This window comes from Streptomyces sp. NPDC053426, from assembly GCF_055585405.1.
This window is the reverse complement of record NZ_JBVJKE010000009.1, coordinates 178,055-196,456: the sequence shown is the minus strand read 5'-3', so window position 1 is coordinate 196,456 and position 18,402 is coordinate 178,055. Positions and strand designations below refer to the sequence as shown.

The following is an 18,402-nucleotide window of genomic DNA, read 5'->3' as shown; positions in this document are numbered from 1 at the left end:
CGGACACCCCCGACGCGGCCCCGACCCACCCACCGACCGTGGGCGCTACACCAGCCCCCACCGAAGCCGCACAGGCGCCGCAGGCATCCCCCCACCGGGCCGAAAGCCGCGCCGCGGGCATGTCCCCCACGGGGTCGAACCCCGCACCACAGGCATCCCCCACCGGACCGAACCCCGCGCCGCAACCATCCCGCCCACCGGGCCGCAGGGGGGCTAGGATCCGCCCCCCACCGGCCCCGCGCGGTCCAGTAGGCCCGTTCGGGCGGCCAGGGCCGCTGCCTCCAGGCGGGAGCCCACGCCCAGTTTCATCAGGACCCGCTGGACATGCGTCCGGGCCGTGGACGGTGCGATGCCCATGCCCGCCGCGATCAGCCGGGTGTCCTCCCCGTCGGCGACCCGCACCAGCACCTCCACCTCCCGAGGCGTCAGCATCCGCAACAACCGCGCGCCCTCGTCATCCGGCTGCGCCGCAGGATTCAGCAGCTCCCCGAACGCCCCCTGCAACAACTGCGGCGCCACCGCCGCCTCCCCCGCCCGCGCCTTCATGATCGCCCGCTCGACCCCCTCGATGCGCTCGTCGTGCCGCACGTACCCCGACGCCCCCGCCGCGAACGCCGCCGCGATACCCCGCGGCGACGGCACCGGCCCCAGCACGACCACCGCCACCTGCGGCCGCTCCCGCTTGATCTTCACCACCGGGTCGAAGGCCCCCGCCTCCGCCGGCGCCGCCGTCCCCAGCAGACACACCTCGGGCGCCCTGCTGATCACCAGATCCGCCGCCCCGGAGGCCGGCGCCGCGGCGGCCAGCACCCGGTGCCCCCGCAGCTTCAACGCCGAGGCCAGCGCCTCGGCGAGCAACCGGTGGTCGTCGACCACCATCAGCCGCACTCCCATCGAACAACCAACCCCCCACGACAACGCACCCCCGGATGCCCCCGGAAGCTACACGCTTGTTCGACATCGCGCTCCCCCTACCGGCGAGAATCGCCCCGGATCACCGAAATTCTCGCATTCGACGGCGATGAGCACATGATGTGCGATACGCCCGCGGCCCCGTCCCTGACCAGGGACGGGGCCGCGAAAAGCAAGAATCCGAACGATCAGCTCGTACCGAAAGCGATCACGAGATACTCCTTCTCGTCCGAAGCCGACGAGAAATCACTGGCGTACACCTCGGACATGTACAGACCGCCCTGCGAGAACAGGATCTCCGAGTATTCCGGAGACATCCGCGCCTCCACGTCCCGCACGGTCTCCGTCGCCGGGTTCTCCATCAGCGTCGTCTGCTTGAAGGTCCCCCCGTCGATGCTGACGATCTGCCCGCCCTTGTCGTACGGCGGGCTCTTGTACGCCAGGATGTTGCCGCCGTCCATCCGCAGCGGGACGATCGTGTAGTCCTCACCCGCGTCGGCCCGCTGACCGGTCTGCTTGCCGGTCGCCAGGTCGAAGGCGACGATCTCGTTGGTCTGGCTGTACGACTCCCCGCCGATCTCGTGCTCCTCGGTGGCGATGTACAGCTTGTCGTCGCCGACCGCCAGCCCGCTGCACTTGTCGGGCTTGTAGATGCCGTCGCAGCGGGCCGCGAACTCGTCGCCCGGCGCGGAGATGCGCGCACGCAGCTTGCCGGTCTTGTTGTCGATGGAGAAGAAGTCCGAGATCCCGCTGCCGTCACCCGCGGACTCGTTGACGTCGGCCGCCACGACCAGCGGGTCGGTGGAGACGACGGAGGCGTACTCGATGCCCTCGTCCATCTTGTACTCGGCGATCACCTTCCCGCTCTTCGGGTCGATGTTCTGGATGTGCAGCTGCCGCTGGTCGTACGAGCCGCACTTGCGCACCGCGACGAGCTTCTCGCCGCCGCCGTACCCGGAGTCGTAGCAGGAGTCGGACGTCTTGGGCGCCCACAGCTGCTTGCCGGAGGCGATCTCCCAGGCGGCGCCGCCGCTGGTGCTGCCCGCCGCGACGGTACCGCCGCTGATGGTGATGTTGCTGAAGTTGATCGGCATGGTGCCGGACTTGGCGGTCTTGGTCCACAGCTCCTTGCCCGCCTCCAGGTCGATCGCCGCGACCTGCGTGCAGGCCTGCGGGTTCCCCTTGGTCGGCATGGCGGGCTTGAAGGTGATCGCCGTCTTGTTGTCCTCGGTGACGCGGTTGGTGGCCTCGCACACCGGTCCGGGCAGCTCGATCGTCCACTTCTCGGTGCCCTTGGCGCGGTCGTAGCCGACGATCTCGGCGATGCCGCTCTTGGCGTACACCGTGTCGGTCAGCCAGGAGCCGGAGGTGGAGATGGTCGTGACGTCCTTGGGGGTCTTGGGCGCGGGCACCTGGAACAGCACCTTGGAGTTGGTGTCGGCCGGCGCCTTCTCCTTCGCTTCGGAGGAACTGTCCCCTCCGCCTCCGCCTCCGCCGCCGCCGTTCGTCTTGTTCTTGCCGTCACCGGAATTCGCGGTGGTCTCCTTGTCGTCGCCCTTGTCGGACGAGGACGCGTACCAGACACCGCCACCGACGATCAGTGCGATGGCCACGACCGCCGAGACGATGATGGCGGCCTGCGCGTTGAACTTCCTCCCGCCGCCCCCCGGCTGCGGCTGCATCGGCATGGTCGGCGGCTGCGGATACCCGTACCCGGGCTGCTGCTGCCCCGGGTACCCGTACCCACCGGCCGGCGGCTGCTGCGGGTATCCGTACCCGCCGGCCGGCGGCTGCTGCGGATACCCGTACCCGGGCCCCTGCGGGGCGGCCGGAGGAGCCACCGGAGTCTGCGGGGCCTGCGGGTACCCGTACCCCGGCTCCGGAGCCTTGTTGGGATCGGGCCCACCAGGAGTGGGCGACGGCTGCGGCGGCCCGAACCCCGGCTGCTGCGGAGGCTGGTTGGGCGGCGGTGGCGGCTGGGTCATGGCGTGAGTACCTCGAAGAAAAGGGAACGACGGACGACGGGAAGAACGGGAAGGAGACGAACCGCGACCCTCACTTGCCGTAGGCGAGCATCAACTTCTCCTTCGAGTCGTCATTGCCGGTCAGCCGCGTGGTCGAGATGTAGAAGCGTCCGTCGACCCAGTCGATCGACTTGCTGAAGAAGCTGTTCTCGATGTCCGCGACGCCCTGCGGGTTCTGCATCAGCCCGGCCGGCTTGTGGTCGCCGCCGCCGACGGGGATGGCCACGATCTGCCCGCCCGCGTCGTACGACGGCTCGACGTAGGCGATGAGCTTGCCGCCCTCGATCTTCATGGGCTGCATGGACTCCTCGACGGGGGACTTGACCCGCCACCGCTCCTTGCCGTTGTCGAGGCTGACGGCGACGATCTCGTTGGCCCCGGTGGTCGCCTTGGTGGGCAGGTAGAGGGTGTTCCCGTCGACGACGACGCCCTCACAGCCCTGGAGGTCGCGCGCGAGGATGGCCCAGCCGCAGCCGGGGGCGAAGTCCTCGTCGACGGTGACCTCGGAGCGGAACTTGCCGCTGCCGCCGGTGAAGACGGATATGTTCCAGGCCTTCTTCTCCTCGTTGGTGCTGTAGACGACCACCGGGTCGACGGAGTAGGTGCGCTCGATGCGCCACCCCTTGTCGAACTTCTGGGTCCACTTCACCTTGCCGGTCTTCGGGTCGAGCTCCTGGAGCTCGTCGTGCTCGTTGGTGCCGCCGGCGCCGCAGGACGCGACCTGGAGCAGCCGCTCACCGCCCGCGAAGGCGGCGGGGAAGCAGGGGGCGTCGCCGTACTTCTTCGCGTCGAACAGCTTCTTGCCGCTGGTCACGTCGTACGCCGTGCCGGACTGCGAGCGGCCCACCATCAGCGTGTTGCCGGTGAGGGACATCTCGATGGAGAGCGAGGAGTCGAACAGCGCGCCGTCGGCGACCTCCTGCTTCCAGCCCTTCTCGCCGGTGTTGAGGTCGACGAGCTGGAGCTGGTTGCACTCGGCGCTGTCGCTCTTGCCGCTCTTGTAGGCGATGACGACCTTGTCGTCGGCCGTCTTCTCCGGTGTGACCGCGCAGATCTCCTGCGGGAAGGCGATGGTGTCCCAGGTGGGATCGCCGTCACCGACGTTGTAGGCGAAGAGTTCCTTGTAGGCGGCCTTCACGGCCGTCTTGTCGGTGACCCACATGCCGGGGGCGTCGGCGCCGGAACCGGGCGCGTCGGGCGCCTCCTTGTACCAGAGCACCTTGGACTCACCGGCCTTGCGGCCCTCGTTGAGGTTCTCCGGGTCCTCGCCGCCGTCGCCGCTGCCGTCGCCCGGGTTGACCGGGGCGCCGGAGGAGCCGCCCGGCTTGGGGTCGTCGGTCTGCTTGGCGACGGGCTTCTTGTCCTTCTTGCCGTCGTCACCGGAGACGGCCCACACGGTGCCGCCGATCACCAGCAGCGCGGCCACCGCGGCACCGATGATCATGGCGGGCTTGCCCTTGAAGGGGCTCCGGGAGCCGGGCTCGCCGGGCGGCGGCGTGCCGGGCGCCCCGGGGAACTGCGGCTGCGACGGGTATCCGTACCCGGGCTGCTGCCCGTACGGCCCCGGCTGCTGCGGCTGTCCGTAGGGCCCGGAGGCGTACGGCCCGGAGTTGTACGGCCCCGGCTGCTGCGGAGGCTGCTGCGGATACCCGTATCCGGGCTGCGGCGCACCGGCCGGCGGCCCCTGCGGGGGCGTGGGGGGCGTCTGCGGAGCCCCGAAGCCACCCCCCGGCGGTGGATCCTGCGGTGCTCCGAAGCCTCCCTGCGGCGGCTGGTTCGGCGGCTGCGTCATCAGCGCGTTCCCCCTTGCTCACTGATTTTTAGCCACGCCCTGAGGTGCGCGATGAACCCAGAGCCGTATTCAGACGTTTCTCAGACTGGGCCCTTTCTATCACCCGCCGCGGACAGGCCACCGGGCCGTATCCGCCCCTGTTCCCAAGGGAGGACCGGCCCGTGATGCCCCTGTTACGCGCCCTCACGCCCTCTTCACACCACGCGCGCCCCCGCGCGCGGACGGGCGGGGCGGCTCAGGCGTCCTCCGCCAGTTCCAGCCAGCGCAGCTCCAGCTCGTCCCGCTGTCCGGCCAGTTCCCGCAGCTCGGCGTCGAGTTCGGCGACCTTCGCGAAGTCGGTGGCGTGCTCGGCGATGGCGGCGTGCAGTTTGGTCTCCTTCTCGGAGACCTTGTCGAGCTGGCGCTCGATCTTCTGCAGCTCCTTCTTGGCTGCGCGCTGGTCGGCGGCGCTCTTCTCCGGCGTGGCCCCCTGAGTCGCCGCGACCGGGACGGCGGCCACCGAGGCGGCGGCGGCCTCCTCCATCCGCTTGCGGCGCTCCAGGTACTCGTCGATCCCGCGCGGCAGCATCCGCAGGGCGCCGTCGCCGAGGAGGGCGAACACGCGGTCGGTGGTGCGCTCGACGAAGAACCGGTCGTGGGAGATGACGATCATCGAGCCGGGCCAGCCGTCGAGGACGTCCTCGAGCTGGGTGAGGGTCTCGATGTCGAGGTCGTTGGTGGGCTCGTCGAGGAAGAGGACGTTGGGCTCGTCCATCAGCAGCCGCAGCAGTTGCAGCCGCCGCCGCTCACCGCCCGACAGATCGCCGACCGGCGTCCACTGCTTCTCCTTGTTGAACCCGAAGGTCTCGCACAGCTGCCCGGCGGTCATCTCGCGCCCCTTGCCGAGGTCGACGCGCTCGCGCACCTGCTGCACGGCCTGGAGGACCCGCCAGGTGGGGTCGAGCTCGGCGACCTCCTGCGAGAGGTAGGCGAGCTTGACCGTCTTGCCGACGCGGACATGGCCGCCGGCGGGCTGCACCTCCCCCTCGCTCCGGGCGGCCTGGGCCAGCGCCCGCAGCAGGGACGTCTTGCCGGCGCCGTTGACCCCGACCAGACCGATGCGGTCCCCGGGTCCGAGCTGCCAGGTGACGTGCTTGAGCAGCACCTTGGGACCGGCCTGGACGGTGACGTCCTCCAGGTCGAACACCGTCTTGCCGAGCCGCGAGGAGGCGAACTTCATCAGCTCGCTGCTGTCGCGGGGCGGCGGAACGTCCTTGATCAGCTCGTTCGCGGCCTCGACGCGGAACCGCGGCTTGGAGGTCCGCGCGGGAGCGCCGCGCCGCAGCCAGGCCAGCTCCTTGCGGACCAGGTTCTGCCGCTTGACCTCCTCGGTGGCGGCGATGCGCTCACGCTCCGCGCGGGCGAAGACGTAGTCGGAGTAGCCGCCCTCGTACTCGTACACGTCACCGCGCTGCACGTCCCACATGCGGGTGCAGACCTGGTCGAGGAACCAGCGGTCGTGGGTGACGCAGACGAGCGCGGACCGCCGCGCCCGCAGGTGCTCGGCGAGCCAGGCGATGCCCTCGACGTCGAGGTGGTTGGTCGGCTCGTCGAGGACGATCAGGTCCTGCTCCTCGATGAGCAGCTTGGCGAGCGCGATCCGGCGCCGCTCACCGCCGGACAGCGGCCCGATGACCGTGTCGAGGCCCTTGGGGAACCCCGGCAGGTCCAGCCCGCCGAACAGCCCGGTCAGTACGTCCCTGACCTTGGCGTTCCCGGCCCACTCGTGGTCGGCCATGTCCCCGATGACCTCGTGCCGCACGGTGGCGGCCGGGTCGAGCGAGTCGTGCTGGGTCAGCACCCCGAGCCGCAGCCCGCCGGAGTGCGTCACCCGCCCGGTGTCGGCCTCCTCCAGCCGGGCCAGCATCCGGATGAGCGTGGTCTTGCCGTCCCCGTTCCTCCCCACGACCCCGATCCGGTCCCCTTCGGAGACGCCGAGGGAGATCCCGTCGAGCAGCGCACGCGTCCCGTACACCTTGCTGACGTTCTCGACATTGACCAGATTGACGGCCATTTCTCTCCTGCCCGGTGGGTCGATCAGGCTTTCAAGCGTAGGCCCTGACGGAACGCGCCCGGGACGTGAGGAGACGGCCGCTCCCGGACCGGCGGGCCTTCCGGGAGACGGCCGGAACGCGGCCCCGGTCCTCAGAGGACCGTCGCCCCCGGCGCCGGCCCCGCCGCCCTGCGCACCGTGCGGCAGGTGCCGGAGGCCCTCAGGGATCCCGCGATCACGTCAGCCGCCTCCGCGTCCCGGGCGAGGAACGCCGTGGTCGGTCCCGAACCCGAGACCAGGGTGGCCAGTGCCCCCGCCGCCCGCCCCGCCGCGAGCGTGTCCGCCAGTTCCGGGAACAGCGACAGCGCCGCCGGCTGGAGATCGTTGGAGCCGGGGACGGCGGCGGCGAGCGCGTCGACGTCCCCCTTGGCCAGGGCGTCGAGCAGTTCCCGCGAGGCCACGGGCTCGGGGATCTCCCGTCCCTCCCCCAGCCGGTCGAACTCCCGGAACACCGCCGGTGTCGACAGCCCCCGCGAGGCCATCGCGAACACCCAGTGGAAGGTCCCCCCGACCTCCAGCTCCGTCAGCCTCTCGCCCCGTCCGGTGCCGAGCGCCGCCCCTCCCACCAGGCTGAACGGCACATCGCTGCCCAGCTCGGCGCAGATGTCGAGGAGCTCCTCGCGCGAGGCGCCCGTGCCCCACAGCGCGTCGCACGCCAGCAGGGCGCCCGCGCCGTCCGCGCTGCCGCCCGCCATGCCCCCGGCGACGGGGATGTCCTTGGCGATGTGGATGTGGACGTCCGCGTCCCGGCCGTACCGCTCGGCGAGCACCAGGGCGGCGCGGGCGGCGAGGTTCGTACGGTCCAGGGGGACCTGGCCGGCGTCGGGGCCGGCGCAGGTCACCCGCAGCCCGTCGGCCGCCGTGACGGTGACCTCGTCGTACAGGCCCACCGCGAGGAAGACGTTGGCCAGGTCGTGGAAGCCGTCGGGGCGGGCCGCGCCGACCGCGAGCTGGACGTTGACCTTGGCGGGGACGCGGACGGTGACGCTCACTGCTGGCCCTGCTCCTTGCTCGTGGCGTGCTCGGCGATGCGCGCGAACTCCTCGACGGTCAGGGACTCCCCGCGTGCCTGCGGCGAGACCCCCGCCGCGACCAGGGCGGCCTCGGCCGCGGCCGCCGAACCCGCCCATCCGGCGAGCGCGGCCCGCAGCGTCTTGCGGCGCTGGGCGAAGGCGGCGTCGACGACGGCGAACACCTCGCGCCGGGAGGCGGTGGTCTTCGGCGGCTCCGTGCGGCGGACCAGCGAGACCAGTCCGCTGTCGACGTTGGGCGCGGGCCAGAAGACGTTCCGCCCGATGGCCCCGGCCCGCTTGACCTCCGCGTACCAGTTGGCCTTGACCGAGGGCACGCCGTACACCTTCGAGCCGGGGGCGGCGGCGAGCCGGTCGGCGACCTCCGACTGGACCATGACGAGGGTGCGCTCGATGCTGGGGAAGGTCTCGAGCATGTGCAGCAGCACCGGGACGGCCACGTTGTAGGGCAGGTTCGCGACCAGCGCGGTCGGGGCGGGTCCGGGCAGCTCGGTGACGTGCATCGCGTCGGAGTGGACCAGCGCGAACCGCTCGGCCCGCCCGGGCATGCGGGCGGCGACGGTGGCGGGCAGCGCGGCGGCGAGGACGTCGTCGATCTCGACGGCGGTGACCCGGTCGGCGGCCTCGAGGAGCGCCAGCGTGAGCGAGCCGAGCCCCGGGCCGACCTCGACGACCACGTCGTCGGGGCGGACCTCGGCGGTGCGCACGATACGGCGGACCGTGTTGGCGTCGATGACGAAGTTCTGGCCGCGCTGCTTGGTGGGGCGTACGCCGAGGGCGGCCGCCAGTTCACGGATGTCGGCGGGGCCCAGGAGGGCGTCGGGGGTGGGGCTGGTCACGGGACAAGGGTACGGGGCGCGGCGACCGGGCAGGTCACGCCTGTGGACAACCGAAGGCGCGGGCCGTGTTCGCCCCGAGGGCGGTGGCGAGGGTGTCCTCGTCGATGCCCCGTACGGCCGCCATCGCCCGCACGGTCACCGGCACCAGGTACGGGGCGTTCGGCCGCCCCCGGTACGGCGCCGGCGTCAGGAACGGCGCGTCGGTCTCCACCAGGACCAGCTCCAGCGGGGCCACGGCGAGGGCGTCCCGCAGGTTCTGCGCGTTCTTGAAGGTGACGTTGCCGGCGAACGACATGTAGTACCCGGCGCCCGCGCAGATCTCCGCCATCTCGGCGTCCCCGGAGTAGCAGTGGAAGACGGTGCGCTCGGGGGCGCCCTCCTCCTTCAGGACGCGCAGGACGTCGGCGTGGGCGTCGCGGTCGTGGATGACGAGGGTCTTGCCGTGGCGCTTGGCGATCTCGATGTGGGCGCGGAAGGACCGCTCCTGCGCCTCCTTGCCCTCGGGGCCGGTGCGGAAGTAGTCGAGGCCGGTCTCGCCGACGCCCTTGACCTGGGGCAGCGCGGCCAGCCGGTCGATCTCGGCGAGCGCCTCGTCCAGTCCCGCGTTCCCGCCGGGCTCGCGGGCGCCCTGCCGGGACCAGCCGTCGGGGTCCCCGTGGACGATGCGCGGGGCCTCGTTGGGGTGCAGCGCGACCGTCGCGTGGACGGCGTCGTACGCCGCCGCGGTCCGGGCCGCCCACCGGGACCCCTCGATGTCGCAGCCGACCTGCACGACCGTCGTCACACCCACCGACGCGGCCTTGGCGAGACCCTCCTCCACCGTGCCGGACTGCATGTCGAGGTGGGTGTGCGAGTCCGCGACCGGCACCCGCAGGGGCTCCGGGAGCGGCGGGGCGGCGTTCTTGTCGGGGGCGTTCGAAGGCATGCCCCCGATCCTACGGAAGCGGCGCGGTCCCCTCATCGGGCTCCCACGGCGCCTCGACCGGCCCGGCGGGCGGCACCCGGCGTTCGCGGTGGGCGGCGTTCCGTGCGGAGGCGACCCGGCCCGGCCGCAGGATCCGTACGACGTGACCGTCGCAGTTCCGGCACGTGGGCCGGGTCAGCGGGGAGGGGACGATCCGGCCGTCCGCCACGTACATCACGAACTCGTGGCCGTCGGCGTCGATGTGGTGCTCTATCTCGTACGACTGTTCCCAGCCGTACCCGCAGCGCATGCAGGCGAACGAGTACGACTCGCCGACCACGGCGGTGGCCCCCGCCCGCAGCGCGCTGTGCCCCGAGATCTCGGTCATGCCGGCTCCTGTCGGTCCGCTGGCAGAACGGATCGGATCCGATCCTTCTCCTCCAGTGGACTCCTCACCGGACGTGAACGCAGGAGGGGCAGCCGAGTATTGGCGACGATTTGGCCGTTGCTTGCCAAATCGCCCCGACCCTTTTACCGCCGCCTGGGCTTCACCCCCCGAAGGGGCGCGAGGAACTGCGCGACCAGCCCCCACGACCGTCAGGCCGCGACGTACCACACCCCGCTAACGGCGCTCCCCGGAACCGGGAGCATCAGCGGCGTTCTTGAACGCCACCACCGCGTCGAACACCTGCCTCTTGGGGAGCCCCGCTTCCGAGGCGACCGCGGCGATCGCCTCCTTGCGCCGCTCCCCCGCCTCCTCCCGCACCCGCACCCGCCGCACCAGCTCGGCCGCGTCGACTTCCTCGGCCCCCTTCTCCGGCGCCCCCTCGACCACCACCGTGATCTCCCCGCGCACGCCCTCCGCCGCCCACGCGGCCAGCTCCGCCAGCGGACCGCGCTTGACCTCCTCGTACGTCTTGGTCAGCTCGCGGCAGACGGCGGCCCGCCGATCCCCGCCGAACACCTCGGCCATCGCGGCGAGGGTGTCGTCGAGGCGGTGCGGGGCCTCGAAGTAGACGAGGGTGCGCCGCTCCTCGGCCACCTCCCGCAGCCGTCCCAGCCGTTCCCCCGCCTTCCGGGGCAGGAACCCCTCGAAGCAGAACCGGTCCACGGGCAGCCCGGACAGGGCGAGCGCGGTGAGCACGGCGGACGGTCCCGGCACGGCGGTGACCTTGACGTCCCGCTCGACGGCCGCGGCGACCAGCCGGTAGCCGGGGTCGGACACGGACGGCATCCCGGCGTCCGTCACCAGCAGCACGCGCGCGCCGCCCGCCAGCTCCTCGACCAGCTCGGGCGTGCGGGCGGACTCGTTGCCCTCGAAGTACGACACGACCCGCCCCCTGGGCGTGACGCCGAGCGCCTGGGTGAGGCGCCGCAGCCGCCGCGTGTCCTCGGCGGCGACGACGTCGGCGCCCGCGAGTTCCTCCGCGAGCCGGGGCGGGGCGTCGGAGATGTCGCCGATGGGGGTGCCTGCGAGTACGAGGATTCCGGTCACGCCCCCATCCTCCCAGTACGGAACAGAGCCGGGGCATACCGGTCATGCGCGGGACTCACACAGCCCTGTTCCCTACGATGGCGCGGTGACCAGTACCGCGTCCTCCACGGACACCCGGCAGGATTGGCCGCCGTACGAAGAACGGCCGTCGTGGCAGCAGCGGCTGCGCCATTTCGGCTACCGGGCGCCGGGCCCGGCCAGAGGCGACGTCCGCGGGGCCGGCGTCCGTGAGGGTGACGTCCGCGACCGCCTGGTGCCGCCGTACACGGAGCCGTCGAAGCGGCTGTGGGACACGCTCGGGGTGCCTCCGGTGCTCGCCGGGCACATCGCCCGCTGGTCGGGGTGGGGCGGCCCGCTGCTGGTCACGCTGCTGGCGGGGGTGCTCCGGTTCTGGAACCTGGGCAGCCCGAAGGCGGTCATATTCGACGAGACGTACTACGCCAAGGACGCGTGGGCGCTGGTCCATCGCGGGTTCGAGGTCAACTGGGACAAGAACGCCAACGATCTGATCCTCTCGGGCGGTGCCGTCCCCATCCCGACGGACGCGGCGTACGTCGTGCATCCGCCGGTCGGCAAGTACATGATCGGACTGGGCGAGCTGATGTTCGGCTTCGACCCGTTCGGCTGGCGGTTCATGACGGCCCTGCTCGGCACGCTCTCCGTGCTGATGCTGTGCCGGATCGGCCGGCGCCTGTTCCGCTCCACATTCCTCGGCTGTCTCGCGGGCGCGCTGATGGCGGTGGACGGGCTGCACTTCGTGATGAGCCGGACCTCGCTGCTCGACGGCGTGCTGATGTTCTTCGTGCTGGCGGCGTTCGGCTGTCTGGTGGTCGACCGGGACCGGGCGCGCGAGAGGCTCGCCGCCGCGCTGCCCGTGGACGCGGACGGCCGGGTCCGCCCGGACGCGTACGTCGCCGAGCACACCCGGATCGGCTTCCGTCCCTGGCGGCTGGCGGCGGGCCTGATGCTGGGTCTGGCCATCGGCACGAAGTGGAACGGCCTCTACATCATGGCCGCGTTCTGTGTGATGGCGGTGCTGTGGGACGTCGGCGCGCGCAGGGTCGCCGGCGCGCACCGGCCCCGCCTCGCGGTGCTGAGGCGCGACCTGGGCTGGGCGTTCCTGTCGACCGTGCCGGTGGCGGTGGTCACCTACTTCGCCTCCTGGATCGGCTGGATCCTCTCCCCTGCCGACGGCACCGGCGGCTACTACCGCGACTGGGCGGCCAAGGACGGCAAGGACAGCGACTGGTCGTGGCTGCTGCCCGACTGGTGGCGCAGCCTGTGGCACTACGAGAACCAGGTCTACGACTTCCACGTGGGCCTGTCCTCGCCGCACACCTACGAGTCCAACCCGTGGAGCTGGATCGTCACCGGCCGCCCGGTCTCCTACTTCTACGAGTCCCCGGCCCCCGGCACGAACGGCTGCCCGGTCGACGCGGGCGAGAAGTGCGCCCAGGAGGTGCTGGCGCTCGGCACCCCGATGCTGTGGTGGGCGGCCTGCTTCGCGATCCTCTACGTCCTGTGGCGCTGGCTCTTCCGCCGCGACTGGCGGGCCGGCGCGATCGCCTGCGGCATCGCGGCCGGCTACGCCCCCTGGTTCCTCTACCAGGAGCGCACGATCTTCTTCTTCTACGCCGTCGTCTTCCTCCCCTTCCTCTGTCTGGCCGTGGCGATGCTCCTGGGCGCCCTCGTCGGCCCGCCCCGCTCCACCGACGCCCGCCGCGTCGCGGGCGCGACGGCGGCGGGCGTACTGACCCTGCTGATCGCCTGGAACTTCATCTACTTCTGGCCGATCTACACGGGCACGACGATCCCGATCGACGACTGGCGGGCGCGGATGTGGCTGGACACGTGGGTCTAGCTGGACGGACACACCACGAGGGCGCGGCGGTCTGCCGCGCCCTCGTGGTCGTTGTTGGTCGTTAGCGGCCGTCGTTGGTCCCCCTCGGACGGCCCGGAGACGGCCCGTCGGTGGCCCCACAAATTCACAGCGGGCTCCCCTCAGCCACTGTCCCCGCATGATTGGCGCGTACCTGGATACACCAGCCGCTTCCTCAACGCCGTCCGCCTTGCATGGTGGTCATCTGGTGCCATCTGATACGGAATCATCAGATTGGACTCCAACTGTCAGTCCAGCGCTCTAGCCTTCCAAGCGACACGAGTCGATCTCTGAAGGAGCTGCACGTGGCCCCGCATGCTGGAAGCCATCCGAAGTCCTGGCGTGACCGCGCCAATACGCTTGGCTACATCTCTGGAGGCATCGAATCGCAGGCTTCCATGCTTCGGCAAATCCTTGTTCAATTGCCGTGCAGTGGCAAAACTTCTCTGATTTGGAAAAACCTGAAGGGGAAAGAAGTCTCGGCCCGTTGCGAGGACCTATGCCGCAGTCAACTTTCCACTGCCGGTCTGGTCGTACGCCGCGAGAAAGAAGGTCAATGGGCAGCGAGTGATTTTGCAGCGCAGTGGCTCGAAAATCCCGAACCAGAATCCTTGGTGATCCATTTCCATAACAATGTGAAGTTCATTGGTGAGCTCCTTGGAGGTATTGGAACGAACACTTCACAAACAGATCTTCTCGACCTTGCGCGGGATACTTATGGTTTGCCGTGGTCTAGCCTCGATCAAATCCGCCGACGCACGGGTTGGCTCCGGAGCCTAGGCATGGTGGAACTCTGGGGAACGCAGGTGGTGCGTACTCCAGCAGGAGAAACCCTGCTGAACCAAATCGATTTGTGTCCGCCTGAAGAGGCTAAAGGAGATGTGGCATCTTCCGAAGAGGCCGCATCCGTAGATCCGGAGGTCGTGCAGTACCTCTCTGACGCCTCAGAAATGGACCAGGATGCACTCCGTGGGCGGCGTCCCCTGATTGGATATATCCCGAGAGGCACAAAATCGGCAAGCCGGGATAGCGATGAATCTTCGCTGTCTGCGTCTGAAGCCGTTCGGAACCTGATATCACTTCTTGGTAACGGAATCACCACTGAGGACTTCCGTAACGCATGCGCCGAGCAATTGGGGATCACCCATTCATCCTTCCAGTCAACTTTGCATACATTGCGGCACATGGGTCTGATTGAACAGGTGGCGTTCAATGTGTTTGCGCCGACCGCGGACGCTAATTGGTTGACCGATGTCGGGAATGAGCAAGTCCTCGTTGCGTACCTGCATTCGCGGTACTCGTTCTTTGGTGAGATTCTGAAGGTGATCGACGAGCCATCGACAACGACTAGCCTCACTACGCAAGCAAAGGAGCGTTTCGGGTACGCGCAAGCTTCCAATGGGGAGATTCGACTGAGGTTGGGTTTCCTGCAAGATGCTGGCCTTGTAGAGCGCGTGGACTGGCAGAGGTTCCGCGTAACGTCCGTCGGCAAGGCATTTGCTGATCTCCTGAGCTTGCAAATCGAATCAGCCACGACAGAGGAGCACGTTAATAATCTGGCCCCTGAACATGAAGAACCCCAGAGTTCTTCGATCCGTGAGATTGTTCATGACCTGCAAGAGTACGGAAAGGATGGAAACGAGAGCAAGGCGTTTGAAGAGGCGATCGCACGAGCTTTTCAGTTTCTTGGATTCCATGCTGAACACCTCGGTGGTCCGGGAAGAACAGACGTCCTCGCTGTAGCTCAACTGGCTCCTGGCGATGACTACCGCGTTATCATCGACGCTAAAAGCTCCGGCAGTGGGATCGTGGCTGAATCGAGTGTCAAATTCGATGCACTACGTGACCATAAGCGGAAACATAAAGCAGATTACGCAGTAGTTATCGGGCCTGATTTCGCGACCCGCTTGAAGGACTGGGCGGTGGAAAACGGTGTCATCATGCTTCAAGTGGACGATCTTGTATCCGCCTTGAAGCGTCATGCGCTTAATCCAATTTCTCTGCGCGACATGCGGAGTGTATTGAGTCGAGCTGACGCCCATAGGGACGAGATGGGTGATCAGTACGACGCTTCAGAGCGTCGATCTTTGCTAATCGGAAAAATCTTGGCGCTTGCCTTCCAGGAAGCAGTCGACAACGACCCAATCGCATCTGGGTTCATCAGCATAGAGAACTTTATCTATGCACTCCGAAAGGAGGTTACCCCTCGCCCAACAGCAGAATCTGTGCGAGAGTGCTTGGACTTCCTTTCCAGTCCACTGGTTTCCGCCCTGGAGGAGAATAAAGGTCGTTATAAACTAGCCGACTCGCCTCACAATGCAGCCACCAGGTTGCGCGGAATCGGCGCTTCTCTAGTCTCAGAGTCAAGAGATATTATGGGCAAGTAGCCACCGTTTTACTGCCGTGCAAAGTCGGTTGAACGAGGAGGTGGCTAAAGTCGTCAAGTCGACCGCCCAAGCCACGACATACCCCCTTTCTGACATCAGGTGGTCGATTGCTGCGGGCGTGACGCGGGCGCCGGGTTGGAGCGAGGCAGAGACAGGAGCGCAGGCCCGGCCGGGGTCCGGGCCTGCGCTCGTGAGCAGAGCAAGCCACCTTGTCGCAGTAGAGAAAGGCTTATCCCGCCGGGAGCGCAACGGTCTCAAGACCAGCCAATTTCCCGCAGATCCATCCCGCGTTACCTGTGCTGATCACCAGGCATAGCGTTCGTGGCGCCCCAGATGGACGGGGGCGCCATAGCATGCCTCCCAGGGCTCCCGCAGAGCCGTTACCTCCGCGCTGCGGTATCTACCACAAGTCGGCTTGTGAACCCGGCGCCACGCAGGCGCTCATACGCTGCGACCACGTCCCCGGGTACGCGCTGCTCGATCATGAATCCTTGCTGCGGGTAGATCATGAGCCGCTGCTGTGCGCCGGCCAACATGTCGATGACCAGGCGTGCGTCTCCGATCGAGTCGACGTAGTCAGCCAGGGCCATGGGTGTGGAAGCGCTGACCCACTCGACTTCGGGCCATAGTTTGCTAGCGGTCGCATAGGCCCGTCGTTCCTCGTACGGCTTGCTGACCAGCAGGACGGAGGACACGGCGGCCTGGTGCTCTTCGAGGAGTGCACGGGAGAAGCGGATGTTCTCCCCTGTGTTCCGGGCCTGCGGCTCAACGAGGATTGCATCAGCCGGCACCCCCAGTTCCATCGCCCGCTCGCGGTAGTGCTCAGCCTCGCCCCGCGGCATGCGGTCGCGTGTGGTGCGGCTGGTCGCCCCGGTGAAGACGATCAGCGGCATCATGCCCCGGTGGTAGAGATCGGCGGTCGTGTCCGCGACTCCGAGGTCATGACTGCCGAGTCCGATCGCGACAGAGCATGGGCGCAGCTCGTGCCCCATCTGCTGGAAGTCCCAGAGCCGTTGAGCGTCGGCCCATGCCTGTGCTGAGATCACTTGCTCTCGCCCTCCGCTTTCGCTGAGTCGGGGACCTTGAAGTCGTACGTCCAGGTGAAGCGCGTCGCCGCGTGAACGCCGATGGCGAACTCCACCACGGTGCCGTCGGCCGTGTACGTCGTCCGGTGCAGCTCCACCACCCATTCGCCCGGCGCGAGCTGGAGGAGCTGGACTTCGTCCGCCGTGGGGATGCGCGCGAACAGCGTCTCCTGCATGTGGTCGATCTCGTACCCGGCGTCGTACAGGACACGGAGACCACCGCCCCGGTCGGCGGGCCCCGGCGTCGGGTCGACGATGCGGGCCCCTTCCACGTGCTCGGGGCGGTAGTAGCTCGTCAGCGTGTGTGTCGGCTGCGAGCCCTTCTTGACCACGCGCGCACGTGCGTAGACTTCCGTGCCTTCCGGCAGACCGTGCGCCTGGGCGACGACGGCCGGCGCCGAAACGCGGCTGACGGTCTGGGTCTGTTCGTTCCGCTTGTACGTGCGTCCGGACGCCACGCGGTCCGCGATGAACGCCACTTCATCGCCGTCCCGCCACTTGGCCTTGTCGTAGCGCGCGATGCCGAGCCGTTTGAGCGGGGCTCGCTCGCGGACGACCGTGCCGTGTCCGCGCGACGACGTGACCAGCCCTTCGGCCTCCAACGCCTTGTAGGCCGCATGAACCGTGGACTTCGAGCCTTCGCCCGCTTCCACCAGGTCCCTGATCTGCGGCAACTGGGCACCGGGCGCGTACTCGCCGTTCCTGATCTGTTCGGCCAGTCGGTCTGCCAGTTCCCGCCACTTGGGCGCCATGCAGCACCCTTCTCTCCATCGACCATGAAGCACAGTCCTGGGACCGTACTTCATGGTCTTGCTGAACGGTTCGCAGTCCTAGCAGCGAACTCGGGGCGTGGTGTGCCTATTGAACTACTCCCATGCCGCCCGAAAGGCCCCATAAAACAGGCTTGAAGGAACGCCCCGCAGGATCAAAGGCAGTAGGCAAGTACAGGGTCAAGCGCAACGACGTACTCAACTGCCCTTGGTTCTAGGGTCAAGAGAAACTATTGAAGTTGAACTCGTGATGTTGGTGCATCTGGCTCTTTGAGGTGCCGGCCGGCCCACTCCTCTGCTTGTCAGTCCTGATCGGTAGTCTCCGGCAGGAGTTCACGGGGCAGAGGAGGATGGTTCGTATAGGGGCGAAGACAGCGGTGCTGGCCTACGCGGATGTCGCTGTGGCGGACATCCTCCAGGACTCACCAGAGAGTGACCACGATCGCGCTGCCGCTCTGGTGGCTCGGGTTCGCCCAGGTCAGTGCATCGAGGAGGATGGCGAGGAGCTCTGGGAGTTGGCGGAAGCCGTGTACCCGCCGAAGGGGACGGTGTGCGCTCTGTCCGTCCCGGGACTCGACTTGGTCTGTGACCAGGAGTTCATGATCGATCGCCCGTCGCAGCTCGCTGGGTACCTCGTTGTCGCCAGCCGGGGTCGACGCCTCTACTTCCATGCGATGCACAGTGTCGTTGACTGGCTGGCCTTCGCCATCTGGGAAGACGGTCGGCTGGTGCGTTCGCTGAGTCTGTCCCCGGACACCGGCATCATCGAGGACATCGGCCAAAGGCTGCCGTTCGAGCTGCCCTACTGGGAGAGCCGGCACCGGGGCCCCTCCGAGGACAAAGGGCCGTATTCGCTGCCGTTCCATCCACTTGAGCTGGGTGAACGGGCGATGCTGGAGTTCTTCGGCTTCTACGCCGAAGGCTGCATGGCTGGGGATGAGGTTGCCGAGCCGGTGGTCGACGTCTGGGCTGTCGAACTGCAGGGCTTTCGGGTGACACCACCTGACGAAAAGATCGGCCACGAAAACCCCTGGTCAGGATGAGTCACGTCTGGCCAGAGGGAGACTTCATCCACTTTCTGACCGATCTGCACCAGCACCACGATCCCGATCGACGACTGGCGGGCGCGGATGTGGCTGGACACCTGGGTCTGAGCCGTTCCGGACTCCGCCGGTCTCTGTTCGGACAACAA

14 protein-coding genes are annotated in these 18,402 nt (G+C 68.3%); 3 read left to right on the top strand and 11 right to left on the bottom strand.

Annotated elements, in window-relative coordinates:
- Nucleotides 1-213 precede the first annotated feature (213 nt).
- From ACZ62B_RS20170 to rsmI, 9 genes are all read right to left on the bottom strand, one after another.
- The gene (locus ACZ62B_RS20170; protein ID WP_344555078.1) at nucleotides 214-894 is read right to left on the bottom strand and encodes a helix-turn-helix transcriptional regulator; all 681 of its coding nucleotides are present in this window, start codon (nucleotides 892-894) and stop codon (nucleotides 214-216) included.
- Nucleotides 895-1,100: 206 nt separating this feature from the next.
- Nucleotides 1,101-2,897 carry an outer membrane protein assembly factor BamB family protein gene (locus ACZ62B_RS20165; RefSeq protein ID WP_468881291.1) on the bottom strand — a complete coding sequence of 599 codons (1,797 nt, stop codon included), beginning with the start codon at nucleotides 2,895-2,897 and terminating at the stop codon, nucleotides 1,101-1,103.
- Nucleotides 2,898-2,967: 70 nt separating this feature from the next.
- Complete coding sequence (locus tag ACZ62B_RS20160; protein WP_344555082.1) at nucleotides 2,968-4,728, bottom strand: outer membrane protein assembly factor BamB family protein; 1,761 nt, start codon at nucleotides 4,726-4,728, stop codon at nucleotides 2,968-2,970.
- Nucleotides 4,729-4,963: 235 nt separating this feature from the next.
- Nucleotides 4,964-6,781, bottom strand: coding sequence for an ABC-F family ATP-binding cassette domain-containing protein (locus tag ACZ62B_RS20155; protein WP_469691495.1), 1,818 nt, complete (start codon nucleotides 6,779-6,781; stop codon nucleotides 4,964-4,966).
- 131 nt (nucleotides 6,782-6,912) lie between these two features.
- A complete protein-coding gene (locus ACZ62B_RS20150) occupies nucleotides 6,913-7,812 on the bottom strand; it encodes a 4-(cytidine 5'-diphospho)-2-C-methyl-D-erythritol kinase (protein WP_468719159.1) in 900 nt (299 codons plus the stop codon).
- A complete protein-coding gene (gene rsmA, locus ACZ62B_RS20145; RefSeq protein ID WP_344555087.1) occupies nucleotides 7,809-8,690 on the bottom strand; it encodes a 16S rRNA (adenine(1518)-N(6)/adenine(1519)-N(6))-dimethyltransferase RsmA in 882 nt (293 codons plus the stop codon). The genes ACZ62B_RS20150 and rsmA overlap by 4 nt, the downstream gene beginning before the upstream one ends.
- 34 nt (nucleotides 8,691-8,724) lie before the next feature.
- Complete coding sequence (locus tag ACZ62B_RS20140; RefSeq protein WP_344555088.1) at nucleotides 8,725-9,615, bottom strand: TatD family hydrolase; 891 nt, start codon at nucleotides 9,613-9,615, stop codon at nucleotides 8,725-8,727.
- 10 nt (nucleotides 9,616-9,625) lie between these two features.
- Complete coding sequence (locus tag ACZ62B_RS20135; protein WP_469691492.1) at nucleotides 9,626-9,982, bottom strand: hypothetical protein; 357 nt, start codon at nucleotides 9,980-9,982, stop codon at nucleotides 9,626-9,628.
- Nucleotides 9,983-10,216: 234 nt separating this feature from the next.
- Nucleotides 10,217-11,089 carry a 16S rRNA (cytidine(1402)-2'-O)-methyltransferase gene (gene rsmI / locus ACZ62B_RS20130; RefSeq protein WP_469691490.1) on the bottom strand — a complete coding sequence of 291 codons (873 nt, stop codon included), beginning with the start codon at nucleotides 11,087-11,089 and terminating at the stop codon, nucleotides 10,217-10,219.
- Nucleotides 11,090-11,174: 85 nt separating this feature from the next.
- On the opposite strand from rsmI, the gene ACZ62B_RS20125 reads away from it, so the two are divergent.
- The gene (locus ACZ62B_RS20125; RefSeq protein WP_468719161.1) at nucleotides 11,175-12,950 is read left to right on the top strand and encodes a dolichyl-phosphate-mannose--protein mannosyltransferase; all 1,776 of its coding nucleotides are present in this window, start codon (nucleotides 11,175-11,177) and stop codon (nucleotides 12,948-12,950) included.
- A gap of 323 nt (nucleotides 12,951-13,273) precedes the next feature.
- Complete coding sequence (locus ACZ62B_RS20120) at nucleotides 13,274-15,355, top strand: restriction endonuclease (RefSeq protein WP_468881281.1); 2,082 nt, start codon at nucleotides 13,274-13,276, stop codon at nucleotides 15,353-15,355.
- A gap of 380 nt (nucleotides 15,356-15,735) precedes the next feature.
- Here ACZ62B_RS20120 and ACZ62B_RS20115 read toward each other — a convergent pair whose 3' ends face one another.
- Complete coding sequence (locus ACZ62B_RS20115) at nucleotides 15,736-16,401, bottom strand: YdcF family protein (RefSeq protein ID WP_469691487.1); 666 nt, start codon at nucleotides 16,399-16,401, stop codon at nucleotides 15,736-15,738.
- On the bottom strand, nucleotides 16,398-17,192 hold the full coding sequence (locus ACZ62B_RS20110; RefSeq protein ID WP_469691485.1) for a GntR family transcriptional regulator: 795 nt from the start codon (nucleotides 17,190-17,192) through the stop codon (nucleotides 16,398-16,400). The genes ACZ62B_RS20115 and ACZ62B_RS20110 overlap by 4 nt, the downstream gene beginning before the upstream one ends.
- A 395-nt stretch (nucleotides 17,193-17,587) precedes the next feature.
- On the opposite strand from ACZ62B_RS20110, the gene ACZ62B_RS20105 reads away from it, so the two are divergent.
- Nucleotides 17,588-18,253 (top strand): DUF6928 family protein, encoded by a 666-nt coding sequence (locus ACZ62B_RS20105; RefSeq protein ID WP_469691482.1) that lies wholly within the window; start codon nucleotides 17,588-17,590, stop codon nucleotides 18,251-18,253.
- Nucleotides 18,254-18,402: the final 149 nt, after the last annotated feature.

Bases quoted from the DNA above. Each gene is read 5' to 3' on its own strand.
- ACZ62B_RS20170 (WP_344555078.1), bottom strand. From the start codon at position 894: ATGGGAGTGCGGCTGATGGTGGTCGACGACCACCGGTTGCTCGCCGAG.
- ACZ62B_RS20165 (WP_468881291.1), bottom strand. From the start codon at position 2,897: ATGACCCAGCCGCCACCGCCGCCCAACCAGCCTCCGCAGCAGCCGGGG.
- ACZ62B_RS20160 (WP_344555082.1), bottom strand. From the start codon at position 4,728: ATGACGCAGCCGCCGAACCAGCCGCCGCAGGGAGGCTTCGGAGCACCG.
- ACZ62B_RS20155 (WP_469691495.1), bottom strand. From the start codon at position 6,781: ATGGCCGTCAATCTGGTCAATGTCGAGAACGTCAGCAAGGTGTACGGG.
- ACZ62B_RS20140 (WP_344555088.1), bottom strand. From the start codon at position 9,615: ATGCCTTCGAACGCCCCCGACAAGAACGCCGCCCCGCCGCTCCCGGAG.
- ACZ62B_RS20135 (WP_469691492.1), bottom strand. From the start codon at position 9,982: ATGACCGAGATCTCGGGGCACAGCGCGCTGCGGGCGGGGGCCACCGCC.
- ACZ62B_RS20110 (WP_469691485.1), bottom strand. From the start codon at position 17,192: ATGGCGCCCAAGTGGCGGGAACTGGCAGACCGACTGGCCGAACAGATC.